At 70.7% G+C, this 13,624-nt stretch carries 12 protein-coding genes; 2 read left to right on the top strand and 10 right to left on the bottom strand.

Translation table 11 applies throughout. The annotated features are described in order from the left end of the window. Positions 1–19 precede the first annotated feature (19 nt). Positions 20–400 (bottom strand): ADP-ribosylglycohydrolase family protein, encoded by a 381-nt coding sequence (locus ACE4Q9_RS05695; RefSeq protein WP_397983119.1) that lies wholly within the window; start codon positions 398–400, stop codon positions 20–22. Positions 401–797: 397 nt separating this feature from the next. Between ACE4Q9_RS05695 and ACE4Q9_RS05690 the strand changes: the two genes are divergently transcribed. After that, positions 798–1,934, top strand: coding sequence for a glycerate kinase (locus tag ACE4Q9_RS05690; protein WP_397983118.1), 1,137 nt, complete (start codon positions 798–800; stop codon positions 1,932–1,934). A 490-nt stretch (positions 1,935–2,424) separates the two neighbouring features. On the opposite strand, the gene pssA is transcribed toward ACE4Q9_RS05690, so the two are convergent. Together pssA and ACE4Q9_RS05680 are read right to left on the bottom strand one after the other, a co-directional pair. Beyond that, a complete protein-coding gene (pssA, locus tag ACE4Q9_RS05685; protein ID WP_397987133.1) occupies positions 2,425–3,243 on the bottom strand; it encodes a CDP-diacylglycerol--serine O-phosphatidyltransferase in 819 nt (272 codons plus the stop codon). A gap of 22 nt (positions 3,244–3,265) precedes the next feature. Beyond that, positions 3,266–3,922 carry a phosphatidylserine decarboxylase gene (locus ACE4Q9_RS05680; protein ID WP_397983117.1) on the bottom strand — a complete coding sequence of 219 codons (657 nt, stop codon included), beginning with the start codon at positions 3,920–3,922 and terminating at the stop codon, positions 3,266–3,268. Between the two features lie 2 nt (positions 3,923–3,924). Here ACE4Q9_RS05680 and ACE4Q9_RS05675 point away from each other — a divergent pair, with 2 nt between their 5' ends. Beyond that, positions 3,925–4,065: a hypothetical protein gene (locus ACE4Q9_RS05675; protein ID WP_397983116.1), complete on the top strand. Its 141-nt coding sequence runs from the start codon at positions 3,925–3,927 to the stop codon at positions 4,063–4,065. 36 nt (positions 4,066–4,101) lie between these two features. Here the strand turns inward: ACE4Q9_RS05675 and ACE4Q9_RS05670 are convergent, their stop codons facing one another. The 7 genes from ACE4Q9_RS05670 to ACE4Q9_RS05640 form a co-directional block, all read right to left on the bottom strand. Next, a complete protein-coding gene (locus ACE4Q9_RS05670; protein ID WP_285552496.1) occupies positions 4,102–5,307 on the bottom strand; it encodes an acyl-CoA dehydrogenase family protein in 1,206 nt (401 codons plus the stop codon). A 3-nt stretch (positions 5,308–5,310) separates the two neighbouring features. Next, positions 5,311–5,823 carry a MaoC family dehydratase gene (locus tag ACE4Q9_RS05665; RefSeq protein ID WP_361263770.1) on the bottom strand — a complete coding sequence of 171 codons (513 nt, stop codon included), beginning with the start codon at positions 5,821–5,823 and terminating at the stop codon, positions 5,311–5,313. A gap of 15 nt (positions 5,824–5,838) precedes the next feature. Then, on the bottom strand, positions 5,839–6,801 hold the full coding sequence (locus ACE4Q9_RS05660; protein WP_397983115.1) for an HpcH/HpaI aldolase/citrate lyase family protein: 963 nt from the start codon (positions 6,799–6,801) through the stop codon (positions 5,839–5,841). Next, the gene (locus ACE4Q9_RS05655) at positions 6,798–8,825 is read right to left on the bottom strand and encodes a protein meaA (RefSeq protein ID WP_397983114.1); all 2,028 of its coding nucleotides are present in this window, start codon (positions 8,823–8,825) and stop codon (positions 6,798–6,800) included. The genes ACE4Q9_RS05660 and ACE4Q9_RS05655 overlap by 4 nt, the downstream gene beginning before the upstream one ends. A 9-nt stretch (positions 8,826–8,834) precedes the next feature. Further along, positions 8,835–10,172 (bottom strand): crotonyl-CoA carboxylase/reductase, encoded by a 1,338-nt coding sequence (ccrA, locus tag ACE4Q9_RS05650; protein WP_397987132.1) that lies wholly within the window; start codon positions 10,170–10,172, stop codon positions 8,835–8,837. A 433-nt stretch (positions 10,173–10,605) separates the two neighbouring features. Continuing rightward, the gene (locus ACE4Q9_RS05645; protein WP_397983113.1) at positions 10,606–11,424 is read right to left on the bottom strand and encodes a TetR family transcriptional regulator; all 819 of its coding nucleotides are present in this window, start codon (positions 11,422–11,424) and stop codon (positions 10,606–10,608) included. 157 nt (positions 11,425–11,581) lie between these two features. After that, complete coding sequence (locus tag ACE4Q9_RS05640) at positions 11,582–13,384, bottom strand: 3-hydroxyacyl-CoA dehydrogenase family protein (RefSeq protein WP_397983112.1); 1,803 nt, start codon at positions 13,382–13,384, stop codon at positions 11,582–11,584. Positions 13,385–13,624: the final 240 nt, after the last annotated feature.

Here is a 13,624-nt window from a genome sequence, read left to right as displayed (position 1 = left end):
GTATCCAGCCGCATCCTGGCTATGGACCGGCCCGCGCCAGGCGCGCGGTGCGTTCGGCCAGCGCGCTGATCCGCGCCCCGTCGAAGCCGAACACCGCGCTGCGGACCGTGTCCTGGAGCGGGTCCGTCCAGTGGCCGGGCAGGGCGGCGGCGCCGGTGCGGACGCCGGCCACCGAACCCGCCGTCGCCCCGTTGGAGTCGGTGTCCAGACCGCCGCGCACGGTGAGCGCGAGGGTGCGGGTGAAGTCGTCGTCGCCGTACAGCAGCCCCGCGGTGAGGACGGCCGCGTTCGGGACGGTGTGGATCCAGCCCCCGGCGCTCTCCCCGGTCGCGGTGTCCACGGTGTCACGTCGTCGTCGCGGCAGCTGCCGTGGATCCCGCCACGCACGCAGGAGCGCCACTCGGGGCGCAGCGCGGCGGCGTCGGCCGGGTCGGTGGGCTCGGGCAGGTAGTCGGTGAGCGGCAGCGCGCCGCAGCGGCCGAGGTACCGGTCGATGCGCTCGCGGGTCCACACCTCGCCCTGCTCGACCGGCTTGCCGAGCATGTTGCCCGCGATCCGCCCGAGCCAGCCGCCGTGTATCCGGTCGTCGAGACCGGTGGGTAGGGGGCGCTCACTGCTCATGCCGGCCGTCTACCCCAATTCCATTCCTCGCCCTGCCCTTCTCCCGCTCCGGTCCGGCTCAGCCCGTGGTCGGGGCGTGACGGGGAGGGGACGCTGAGGTTAGGGTCGCAGCGGCGCGACTGGTCCCGACGTGTGCGGGGCCCGGAGAGCAAGGGGATGGCAAGGTGGCGCAAGCTGTGGGTGAGAGCCGTCGGGTACTCATCGCCGCGGACAAGTTCAAGGGCTCGCTGACGGCCGTGCAGGTCGCCGAGCGGGTGACGGCCGGGCTGCGGCGGGTGGTGCCGGATCTGGAGGTCGAGGCGCTGCCGGTGGCGGACGGCGGCGACGGGACGGTCGCGGCGGCGGTCGCGGCCGGGTTCGAGCGCCGCGAGGTGGCGGTGACCGGGCCGCTGGGGGAGCGGGTGACGGCGGCGTTCGCGCTGCGCGACGGCACCGCGGTGGTCGAGATGGCCGAGGCGAGCGGGCTGCACCGGCTGCCGCCGGGCGTCTTCGCCCCGCTGACCGCCTCCACGTACGGCTCCGGGGAACTGCTGCGGGCCGCGCTGGACGCCGGCGCGCGGACGATCGTGTTCGGCGTCGGGGGCAGCGCCACGACGGACGGCGGCGCGGGGATGCTGGCGGCGCTCGGGGCGCGGTTCCTGGGGGCGGACGGTGAGCCGGTGGCACCGGGCGGCGGCGGCCTCGCGGCACTGGCCCGCGCCGACCTCTCCGGCCTGGACCCCCGCCTCTCCTCGGTCTCCCTGGTGCTGGCCAGCGACGTCGACAACCCGCTGACCGGGCCGAAGGGCGCGCCCGCGGTGTACGGCCCGCAGAAGGGGGCTTCGCCAAAGGACGTACGAACGCTGGACGCGGCGCTCGGGCACTACGTGAAGGTGCTGGAGGCGTCGGCCGGAGCGCGGACGGCGGAGTACGCGGCGGCGCCGGGCGCGGGGGCGGCGGGCGGCATCGGCTACGGCGCGCTGCTGCTCGGCGCGCGGTTCCGGCCCGGCATCGAGATCATGCTCGACGTCCTCGGCTTCGCGCCCGCCCTTGCCAGCGCGTCCCTGGTGATCACCGGCGAGGGCTCCCTGGACGAGCAGACGCTGCACGGCAAGGCACCGGTGGGGGTGGCGTCGGCGGCGCGGGCTGCGGGTAAGCCGGTGGTGGCGGTGTGCGGCCGTCTCGCGTTGCCGGAGGCGGCCCTCCACTCGGCCGGCATCAGCCGCGCGTACGCTCTCACCTCGGCCGAGCCCGACATCTCCCGCTGCATCACGAACGCCGGCCCCATCCTGGAACGCATCGCCTCCGGCATCGCGGAGGACCTCCTGCTGTAACCCCGCTGCCGCCCGCCCACCCGGATCCCTGGCCGGAAGGCGGGCGGTAGAGGGATTGGTCGGCGGGGGCGTCGCAGGCTCGGTCGGCTGGGTCGGGCGCCCTGCCGGGGGCCTCGGTGGCCCCGCCATCCGAAACGACGGGAGGAGCGCAGGGGCTCGGCCGGTGGGGAGCTGCCGCGCGCGGAGCACCGCCGAGGGACGGCTGCCGCCCGCGGAGCGTTCCGTGGGACGCCGCCCCCCGGAACGCGCGGTCGCCGCACGTCCTGTCACCCGGCAAGCCGCTGGACCGCGAAGCGCATGCGCGGGAGCTCCTTGGCGGCGCCGGGGACCGGCACGCCCCGGCAGCCGAACGCGTGCATAGGGCCGGGGGTCCGGGGGCCGAGGGCCCGGGAGGCGGTGCGCGCAGGCCGGTGCCCTCACTGGCCCCGGCCAAAGAACAAGGGCCCCGAACCCAGCCAACCCTGGATCCGAGGCCCCTGCCAAGACGCCGTCACGGCAACTGCGCCGCCCGCGCCTCCCGCCGGTTGTCGCGGAAGTTGTTCACCCTCCGCGCCGTCGCGAACAGCGGGATCACCGCGCCCATGACCAGCTGGAGCGCACACCCCGTCTGGAGGAGCAGCTGACCGCTGGGCGCGTCGAAGGCCCAGGCCGCCAGGAGACCCATGGACAGGACGATCCAGGACAGCATCGCCCCGGCGAGACGCCCCCGCGGCTTCGGGTACTCGACCCGGCTCACCATCAGCCACGCCGTACCGAAGATCGCCAGCAGCGTCGCCACGAACGGCAGCTCCAGGAGCACGATCGAGACGACGGTGAGCGCCCCGAACGGCGAGGGCATCCCCTGGAACACGCCGTCCTTCATCGTCACGCACGAGAAGCGGGCGAGCCGCAGGACGACGGCCAGGAGCACCACGATCGCCCCGAGCGCCGCCACTCTCTGGTGCGCGTCGTCCGCGACCATGCCGTAGACGAGGACGAAGTACGCCGGCGCCAGGCCGAAGCTGATCAGGTCGGACAGGTTGTCCAGCTCCGCACCCATCGGCGAGGACCGCAGCTTGCGCGCCACCAGCCCGTCGAAGAGGTCGAACACCGCCGCGCAGAGCATCAGGATGACCGCCGTGGCCGCGCTGTGGCGGGCCATGCCGGACTCCTGGCTGCCGGTGAGGTGCGGGATCAGGATGCCGGTGGTGGTGAAGTACACCGCCATGAACCCGCACGTGGCGTTGCCGAGCGTGAGGGTGTCCGCTATCGACAGGCGGAGCGAGAGCGGCATCTCCTCCTCTTCGCCCACCTCGTCGGCCTCGGGCACCCAGTTCGCCTGGGTCTCCGGATCAATCACGGTCAATGCGAGTCACCCCAGCCACGGTCTTCTGTCCGACCTCGACCGCCACCTCCACGCCCTCGGGCAGGTAGAGGTCGACACGCGAGCCGAAGCGGATCAGACCGATACGGTCGCCCTGCTCGACCTTCGTGCCCGACGGGATGTAGGGCACGATACGGCGGGCCACCGCGCCGGCGATCTGGATCATCTCGATGTCGCCGAGTTCGGTGTCGAAATGCCAGACTACGCGCTCGTTGTTCTCGCTCTCCTTGTTGAAAGCCGGAACAAAGCCGCCGGGGATGTGCTCGACCGACGTCACCGTGCCCGCGAGCGGCGCGCGGTTGACATGAACATTGAGCGGGCTCATGAAGATGGCGACGCGGGTGCGCCCGTCCTTCCAGGGCATGATGCTCTGCACCACACCGTCGGCCGGGGAGATGACCCGGCCCTCGGCGATCTCTCGCTCGGGGTCGCGGAAGAACCACAGCATGCCCGCCGCGAGCGCGGTGGCGGGCACGGCGACGGCCTTGGCGGCGCCCGAGCGGCGGGCGCGGGCCAGGCTGAGGGCTGCGGTGGCGACGGTCGGGAGAAGCCACGGCGATGCTCCGCGCGCGAGGCGTACGCCGGCTCGGCTGTCGCGAGGTGCAGAGGTTTGGCTGTGGGGCATGGATGACCTTCGTAGCGGATGATGCCGCGCAAGACGGGGGACGGCGGCTTTCCGGGATCGTACCGGTCGCGGGCCACAACTGGGCAAGCCAGGAAGCCGAGTCGGTGGCCGGAGACCGGCTGAACAACGTCTACGGGGTGTGATCTTCCCCTCGAAGAAAACACCCCGTATACGGACAATCAGCCCTGGAATCGATACTCTTCGAGCAACCTGCGGCCGATGATCATTTTCTGGATCTCGGCGGTACCTTCACCGATGAGCAGCATCGGCGCCTCCCGGTACAGGCGCTCGATCTCGTACTCCTTGGAGAAACCGTACCCGCCATGGATGCGGAAGGCGTCCTCCACGACCTCCTTGCAGTACTCGGAGGCGAGGTACTTCGCCATGCCCGCCTCCAGGTCGTTACGCTGCCCGGAGTCCTTCTTGCGTGCCGCGTTGACCATCATCGCGTGCGCGGCCTCGACCTTGGTCGCCATCTCGGCCAGCTTGAACTGGATGGCCTGGTGCTGGGCGATCGGCTTGCCGAAGGTGTGCCGCTGCTGGGCGTACTGGACGCCGAGCTCGAAGGCGCGCTGGGCGACACCGCAGCCACGGGCCGCGACATTGACCCGGCCGACCTCCACGCCGTCCATCATTTGGTAAAAACCTCGGCCGGTGACCCCGCCGAGCACCCGATCGGCCGGGATCCGCAGCCCGTCCATGATCAGCTCGGTGGTGTCGACGCCCTTGTAGCCCATCTTCTCGATCTTGCCGGGGATGGTGAGGCCCGGCCGGACCTCGCCGAAGCCCGGCTCCTTCTCGACCAGGAAGGTGGTCATCGACTTGTGCGGCGCCGTGCCCTCGGGGTGGCCCTCGTCGCTGCGCACCAGGACGGCCACGAGGGAGGACGTGCCGCCGTTGGTCAGCCACATCTTCTGGCCGGTCAGGACGTACTCGTCGCCGTCCTTCACGGCCTTGGAGCTGATCGCCGACACGTCGGAGCCCAGCGCCGGCTCCGACATCGAGAAGGCGCCCCGGATGTCACCGGCCGCCATCCGCGGCAGGAAGTGGTCCTTCTGCTCCTGCGTGCCGTGCTGCTTGAGCATGTACGCGACGATGAAGTGGGTGTTGATGATGCCGGACACCGACATCCAGCCGCGGGCGATCTCCTCCACGCACAGCGCGTAGGTGAGCAGCGACTCGCCCAGACCCCCGTACTCCTCGGGAATCATCAGACCGAACAGGCCCAGCTCCTTGAGGCCGTCCACGATCTGCTGCGGGTACTCGTCGCGGTGCTCCAGTTCGGTGGCGACCGGGATGATCTCCTTGTCGACGAAGTCCCGGACGGTGGAGACGATCTCCTGCTGGACGTCGGTCAGACCGGCGGTCTGGGCGAGACGGGCCATGGCCTACTTCTCCTGCTGCTTGAGTTCCGGGCGGCCCGGCTGCTCGCCGCCGCGCTCCTTGATGTACGTCTCGGTCGGCACCATCACCTTGCGGCGGAAGACGCACACCAGGGTGCCGTCCTGCTTGTAGCCCTTGGTCTCGACGTAGACGATGCCGCGGTCGCTCTTCGACTTCGACGGCCACTTGTCCAGCACGGTCGTCTGGCCGTAGATCGTGTCGCCGTGGAAGGTCGGCGCCACGTGCTTGAGCGACTCGATCTCCAGATTGGCGATCGCCTTGCCGGAGATGTCCGGCACGGACATGCCGAGCAGCAGCGAGTAGATGTAGTTCCCGACGACGACGTTCTTGCCGAAGTCCGTCGTCTTCTCCGCGTAGTTGGTGTCCATGTGGAGCGGGTGGTGGTTCATGGTGAGGAGACAGAACAGGTGGTCGTCGTACTCCGTGACCGTCTTGCCCGGCCAGTGCTTGTACGTCGCCCCGACCTCGAACTCCTCGTACGTGCGTCCGAACTGCATCGCGCTCAGGGCTCCTCAGCTGGCGGGGATCTCGAACGTGGTGGTGCGGCGCATGCCCGCCGCCCGCCCCTTGCCGGCGATGACCAGGGCCATCTTGCGGCTGGCCTCGTCGATCATCTCGTCGCCGAGCATCGCGGAGCCCTTCTTGCCGCCGGCCTCGGACGTGTAGTAGTCGTACGCGTCCAGGATCAGCTCGGCGTGGTCGTAGTCCTCCTGGGACGGCGAGAAGATCTCGTTGGAGGCCTCGACCTGGCCCGGATGCAGCACCCACTTGCCGTCGAAGCCGAGCGCGGCGGCACGCCCCGCGACCTCGCGGTAGCCGTCGACGTTGCGGATCTGGAGGTAGGGGCCGTCGATCGCCTGGAGGTCGTTGGCGCGGGCGGCCATCAGGATCTTCATCAGGATGTAGTGGTAGGCGTCCGCCGGGTAGCCGGGCGGCTGCTCGCCCACGACCAGGGACTTCATGTTGATGGAGGCCATGAAGTCGGCCGGGCCGAAGATGATGGTCTCCAGGCGCGGGGAGGCCTGCGCGATCGCGTTGACGTTGTTCAGGCCCTGCGCGTTCTCGATCTGCGCCTCGATGCCGATCCGGCCGACCTCGAAGCCCATCGTCTTCTCGATCTGGGTGAGCAGCAGGTCCAGCGCCACGACCTGCTCGGCGTTCTGCACCTTCGGCAGCATGATGCAGTCGAGGTTCGGCCCGGCGCCCTCGACGACCGTCACGACGTCGCGGTACGTCCACTCGGTCGTCCAGTCGTTGACCCGGACCACCCGCGTCTTGCCCGTCCAGTCGCCCTCGTTGAGGAACTTGACGATGGTGTGCCGCGCCTCGGGCTTGGCGAGCGGGGCGCACGCGTCCTCCAGGTCCAGGAAGACCTGGTCCGCCGGCAGGCCCTGCGCCTTCTCCAGGAAGCGCGGGTTGCTGCCCGGCACGGCGAGACAGGAGCGCCGCGGGCGCAGGCGGTTGACGGTCGTCATGCGGGGACCTCCAGGGGGTCGAGCTTGTTCGCGGTCCGGATCTCGTCGACGATGCGGCCGATGATCCCGGTGATGTCGAAGTCCTTCGGGGTGAAGACGGCGGCCACTCCGGCTGCCCTGAGCTGCTCGGCGTCACCGTTCGGGATGATGCCACCTGCGATCACCGGTATATCTGTGGCACCCGCCACACGCAGGCGCCGGAGCACGTCCGGGACCAGCTCGGCGTGCGAGCCGGACAGGATCGACAGGCCGACCGCGTGCACGTCCTCGGCGAGGGCCGCGTCCACGATCTGCTCGGGGGTGAGCCGGATGCCCTGGTAGACCACCTCGAAGCCGGCGTCGCGGGCCCGTACGGCGATCTGCTCGGCCCCGTTGGAGTGCCCGTCCAGGCCCGGCTTGCCGACCAGGAAGCGCAGCTTGCCGACGCCCAGGTCGCGGGCGGTGGCGTCCACCTTGGCGCGGACCTCGGCGAGCGCCGAGCCGGCCTCGACGGGCACCGCCACCGGCGCGGAGGAGACCCCGGTGGGCGCCCGGTACTCGCCGAACACCTCGCGCAGCGCCCCCGCCCACTCGCCGGTCGTGGCTCCGGCGCGGGCGCACTCCAGGGTGGCCTCCATCAGGTTCCCGGTGCCGCGTGCCGCCTCCTTCAGCCGCTCCAGCGCCTTGCAGGGGCGCGGGTGGTTGAACGGCGGCTGGTAGCGGGTGTCCCGCCACTGCTGGAGCGCGGCGATGACCCGTGCCTCGACCGCCGGGTCCACCGTCTGGATCGCGGTGTCCAGGTCGGCGGTGAGCGGGTTGGGCTCGGTGCCCTCGAAGGCGTTGACACCGATGATCTTCTCTTCGCCGGACTCGATCCGGGCCCGGCGCTCGGCGTGCGAGGCGACCAGCTGGGACTTCAGATAGCCGGACTCGACGGCGGCCATCGCGCCGCCCATCTCCTCGATCCGCGCCATCTCCGCGAGGGAGTCGGTGACCAGCTGCGCCACCTTGGCCTCGATCACCTTCGAGCCGTCGAAGATGTCCTCGTACTCCAGCAGGTCGCTCTCGTAGGCGAGCACCTGCTGGATGCGCAGGCTCCACTGCTGGTCCCAGGGCCGGGGCAGGCCCAGCGCCTCGTTCCAGGCCGGGAGCTGGACGGCACGCGCGCGGGCGTCCTTGGACAGCGTCACGGCCAGCATCTCCAGGACGATCCGCTGGACGTTGTTCTCCGGCTGGGCCTCGGTCAGACCGAGGGAGTTGACCTGGACGCCGTAGCGGAAGCGGCGCTGCTTGGGGTTCTCGATGCCGTACCGCTCGCGGGTCACCTGGTCCCAGATGCGGCCGAACGCCCGCATCTTGCACATCTCCTCGATGAAGCGCACGCCCGCGTTCACGAAGAAGGAGATCCGGGCGACCACGTCGCCCATGCGCTCCTGCGGCACCTGGCCGCTGTCGCGCACGGCGTCCAGCACGGCGATCGCGGTGGACATCGCGTACGCGATCTCCTGCACCGGCGTGGCCCCGGCCTCCTGAAGGTGGTAGCTGCAGATGTTGATCGGGTTCCACTTCGGGATGTGGGACACCGTGTACGCGATCATGTCCGTCGTCAGGCGGAGCGAGGGTCCCGGCGGGAAGACGTGCGTGCCGCGGGACAGGTACTCCTTGACGATGTCGTTCTGGGTCGTGCCCTGGAGCTTGGTGATGTCCGCGCCCTGCTCCTCGGCGACGACCTGGTAGAGCGCCAGCAGCCACATGGCGGTGGCGTTGATCGTCATCGAGGTGTTCATCTGCTCCAGGGGGATGTCCTGGAACAGCCGGCGCATGTCACCGACGTGCGAGACGGGCACGCCGACCCGGCCGACCTCGCCGCGGGCGAGGATGTGGTCGGGGTCGTAGCCGGTCTGCGTCGGCAGGTCGAACGCCACCGACAGACCCGTCTGGCCCTTGGCGAGGTTGCGCCGGTACAGCTCGTTGGACGCCTCGGCCGTCGAGTGGCCGGCGTACGTCCGCATCAGCCACGGACGATCTTTCTGACGCTCAGTCATCTACGGCTCTCAGACGTTCCGGAAACGGTTGATGGCGTCGATGTGCTTCGCCCGCATCTCCTCGTCGCGCACGCCCAGACCTTCCTCGGGGGCGAGGCACAGGACGCCGACCTTGCCCTGGTGCAGGTTGCGGTGGACGTCGTAGGCGGCCTGGCCGGTCTCCTCCAGGGAGTACACCTTCGACAGGGTGGGGTGGATCTTGCCCTTGGCGATGAGGCGGTTGGCCTCCCACGCCTCGCGGTAGTTGGCGAAGTGCGAGCCGATGATCCGCTTCAGGGACATCCACAGGTAGCGGTTGTCGTACTCGTGCATGTAGCCCGAGGTCGAGGCACAGGTGGTGATGGTGCCGCCCTTGCGGGTGACGTAGACGCTGGCGCCGAAGGTCTCACGGCCGGGGTGCTCGAAGACGATGTCGATGTCCTCGCCGCCGGTGAGTTCGCGGATGCGCTTGCCGAAGCGCTTCCACTCCTTGGGGTCCTGGGTCTGCTCGTCCTTCCAGAACTTGTAGCCCTCGGCGCTGCGGTCGATGATCGCCTCGGCGCCCATCGACCGGCAGATGTCCGCCTTCTGCTCGCTGGAGACGACACAGATCGGGTTGGCGCCGCCGGCCAGCGCGAACTGCGTGGCGTAGGAGCCGAGTCCGCCGCTCGCGCCCCAGATGAGGACGTTGTCGCCCTGCTTCATGGCGGCGCCGTTGCGGGACACCAGCTGCCGGTACGCGGTGGAGTTGACCAGACCGGGGGCGGCGGCCTCCTCCCAGCTGAGGTGGTCCGGCTTCGGCATCAGCTGGTTGGACTTGACCAGGGCGATCTCGGCGAGCCCGCCGAAGTTGGTCTCGAAGCCCCAGATGCGCTGCTCGGGGTCGAGCATCGTGTCGTTGTGCCCGTCGGAGGACTCCAGTTCCACCGAGAGGCAGTGCGCGACGACCTCGTCGCCGGGCTTCCAGGCGTTGACGCCGGGGCCGGTGCGCAGGACGACGCCCGCGAGGTCGGAGCCGATGATGTGGTACGGCAGGTCGTGCCGCTTGGCCAGCTCGTTGGTGCGGCCGTAGCGCTCCAGGAAGCCGAACGTGGACAGCGGCTCGAAGATCGAGGTCCACACCGAGTTGTAGTTGACCGAGGAGGCCATCACGGCCACCAGGGCCTCGCCCGGCCCGAGTTCGGGGACGGGGACGTCGTCCAGGTGGATCGACTTGCGCGGGTCCTTGTCGCGGGTCGCGAGGCCCGCGAACATCTCCGTCTCGTCCTTGTGCACGGTGATCGCCCGGTACGACTCGGGCAGCGGCAGTGCGGCGAAGTCGGCGGACGTGGCGTCCTTCGACTGGATCGCGTCCAGGATGTCCTTCACGGTCACGGTAGTGCCTCCGGCGGTGAGCGCCCTGAGGGAGGGGCGCTTGGGGGTTCGTCGGTGCTGGGGTGCGTGCTGCTGAGGGTTTTTTGGAAAAGTGCCGTCGGTTCGGCTCGCGGTGGTGCTTCGGCAGCGCTTTGTGGCGCGGGAGGTTGCCTGTGACGCAGGCGTCCGGGCGCGCAGGCCATGGCTTGCGGGGACAGCCGGCGAACGAATGGTCGCTGCTCGCCGGCCGCCCGGACTTCCTTCAACGTATGACACCGCGTGTCAGGTGACAAGGCACTGAGTGCCAGAAGTTCCTCTCAGATGAAATCTTTACGTAACAAATGAGCGATGATCGATCGAACGGCCCCGGGAATCCACTCGGAAAGCGCCCCTGACATGGCAAAACGGCCACCCCGAAGGGTGGCCGTCAGCACAGCGGGGGAGCGGTTCAGCGCTCCTTCAGCGCCTCCTCGATGGTGCGCATGACCTCGTCGAGGGGGGCGTCGGTGCGAGCGACCGTGACGAGCACCTCGCCGTGCGGGGAGACCGTCGCCGGGGCGGAGGCGGCCGGCCGGGCGGCCGTGCTCCGGCCGGCGCCGATGCCGGTGCCGAAGGTCTTGCGGACGATCGCGAACGCGTGGTCGAGCTGCGCCTCCACATCGCCCTTGCCGTCCGCGCGCAGCCAGCGCCGCAGCACGTGGTTGTGCGCGGTGACGACCGCGGAGGCGGCGACCTCGGCCAGCAGCGGGTCGTCGTTGGCGTCGTCGGCGTGCGCCCGCTCGTCGAAGTGGCCGAGAAGATAGCGGGTGAACAGCCGCTCGTAACGGGCGACGGAGGCGATCTCGGCCTCGCGCAGGGTGGGTACCTCGCGGGTGAGCCGGTAGCGGGCCACGGAGATGTCCGGGTGCGCCGCGTACATCTTCATGACCTCTTTGATGCCCCGGCACACCGTGTCGAGCGGGTGCTCGTGCGCGGGGGCGGCGTTGAGCACCGCCTCGGCGCGGACCAGGGTGTCGTCGTGGTCCGGGAAGATCGCCTCCTCCTTGGAGCGGAAGTGGCGGAAGAAGGTGCGGCGGGCGACACCGGCCGCCGCCGCGATCTCGTCGACGGTGGTGGCCTCGTACCCCTTGGTCGCGAACAGCTCCATCGCGGCGGCCGCCAGTTCTCGGCGCATCTTGAGCCGCTGGGCGGCGGCGCGACTGCCTGCGGCACTTTCCGGCGCGTCGGGCGTAGCTGGTGTACGGGAGGACTTGGCGGGCTGGGACATGACCCGAACGTACTGCATGGACGCGGTGCCGTGTGCGGCAGTCCGGTTTGCCCCGCCCGGCCCCGGAGGGCCGGGCGGGACAGCCGATGAGGGGCCGAGCAGCCCGCCCCAGTCCGCCTCCGCGTCCGGCGGCGCGGGGGGCCGGTCGCCGCCGCCGTCAGCGGCGGGCATACTCGCGGAAGCCGCGGCCGGTCTTGCGGCCCAGGCAGCCCGCGGCCACCAGGTGCTCCAGGAGCGGGGCCGGGGCCAGGCCGGGATCGCGGAACTCGCGGTGCAGCACCTTCTCGATGGCCAGCGAGACGTCCAGGCCGACCACGTCCAGCAGCTCGAACGGGCCCATCGGGTAGCCGCCGCCGAGCCGCATCGCCGCGTCGATGTCGTCCAGCGTCGCGTAGTGCTCCTGGACCATCTTCACCGCGTTGTTCAGGTACGGGAACAGCAGCGCGTTGACGATGAAACCGGCCCGGTCGCCGCAGTCCACCGCGTGCTTGCGGACCTTCTGGCAGACCTCCCGGACGGTGGCGTGCACCTCGTCGCCGGTCAGCACCGTGCGCACGACCTCGACCAGCTTCATCGCCGGGGCCGGGTTGAAGAAGTGCATGCCGATCACGTCCTGCGGGCGCGAGGTGGCGCGGGCGCAGGCGACGACGGGCAGCGAGGAGGTGGTGGTGGCGAGCACCGCGCCGGGCTTGCAGACCTTGTCGAGCGCCTGGAACAGCTGCCGCTTGACCTCCAGGTCCTCGGCGACCGCCTCGACGGCCAGGTCGACGTCCGCGAACGCGTCGTAGGAACCGGCCGGGGCGATCCGCTCCAGGATCCCCGCGGCCGCCTCGGCGGTCAGTCGGCCCTTGTCCACCGAGCGCGCCAGGGACTTGCCGATCCGGGCCTTGGCCGCCTCGGCCTTCTCCTCGCTGCGGGCGGCCAGCACGACGTCGTAGCCCGCCTTGGCGAACACCTCGGCGATGCCGGAGGCCATGGTGCCCGAGCCGGCCACGCCCACCGAGCGGACCTCGCGGCCTCGGGCGTGGGCGCCGTCCGCCGCCGGGGTCAGCGCGTCCGGCACCACGGCGCTGCTGCCCGGCGCCTCGTAGGTGTAGAAGCCGCGCCCGGCCTTGCGGCCGGTCAGGCCCGCCTCGCTGAGCTGCTTGAGGATGGGGGCCGGGGCGTGCAGCCGGTCGCGGGACTCGGCGTACATGGCGTCCAGGACGGTGCGCGCGGTGTCGATGCCGATCAGGTCGAGCAGCGCGAGGGGGCCCATCGGCAGGCCGCAGCCCAGCCGCATCGCCGCGTCGATGTCCTCGCGGGAGGCGTAGCGGGCCTCGTACATCGCGGCGGCCTGGTTCAGGTAGCCGAACAGCAGGCCGTCGGCGACGAAGCCGGGGCGGTCGCCGACCGCGACGGGCTCCTTGCCCAGCTCGATCGCGAGGTCCGTGACGGCGGCGACGACCTGCGGCGCGGTCAGCACCGAGGAGACGACCTCCACCAGCTTCATCGCCGGGGCCGGGTTGAAGAAGTGCAGGCCCAGCACGCGCTCGGGACGTGCCGAATCGGCGGCGAGCCGGGTCACGGACAGCGCGTTGGTGCCGGTGGCCAGGATGGTCTCCGGGCGGACCACGCCGTCCAGTTCACGGAAGATCTGGTGCTTGATCTCGTACGACTCCGGGGCCACCTCGATCACCAGGTCGGCGTCGGCGGCTGCGGCCAGGTCGGTGGCGGTGCGCAGCCGGGCGAGGGCGTCCGCGCGCTCGGCCCCGGTGAGCCGGCCGCGCTCGACGGAACGGGCGGTGGAGGCCTCCACGGCGGCCAGCGCGCGGGCGGCCTGCGCCTCGCTGACGTCGATGCCGACGACCTCGCGGCCGGCCGTCACGAGGACCTCGGTGATGCCGGTGCCCATCGTGCCGAGGCCGACGACGGCGATCTTCTTCAGGGACAGAGGGGTGTCGGACAGGGGAGCGGCCATCGCGGGACTCCAGGGAAAGGGGGTGACGACGAGGAAGCGCCGGGTGCGCCGGAGGCGCACCACGGAACGCGAAGGAGTGCGGGTGTTGCCGGGCTGACGAGCGCACACGCCCGGTGCCGGTGCCGACGGGCGTGCACACGCCCGGCAGCGGCGATGTCTTCCGACCGGCTCTGTCCCGAAGCCGGGTCGTACTCGCGGTACTTGGCGCACGAGGCGCACACGCGTACCGAACCGATCCTT

The sequence above is a fragment of the Streptomyces sp. AM6-12 genome (assembly GCF_044327085.1).
Lineage (GTDB): Bacteria > Actinomycetota > Actinomycetes > Streptomycetales > Streptomycetaceae > Streptomyces.
This window is presented reverse-complemented; position numbering and strand designations above follow the sequence as displayed.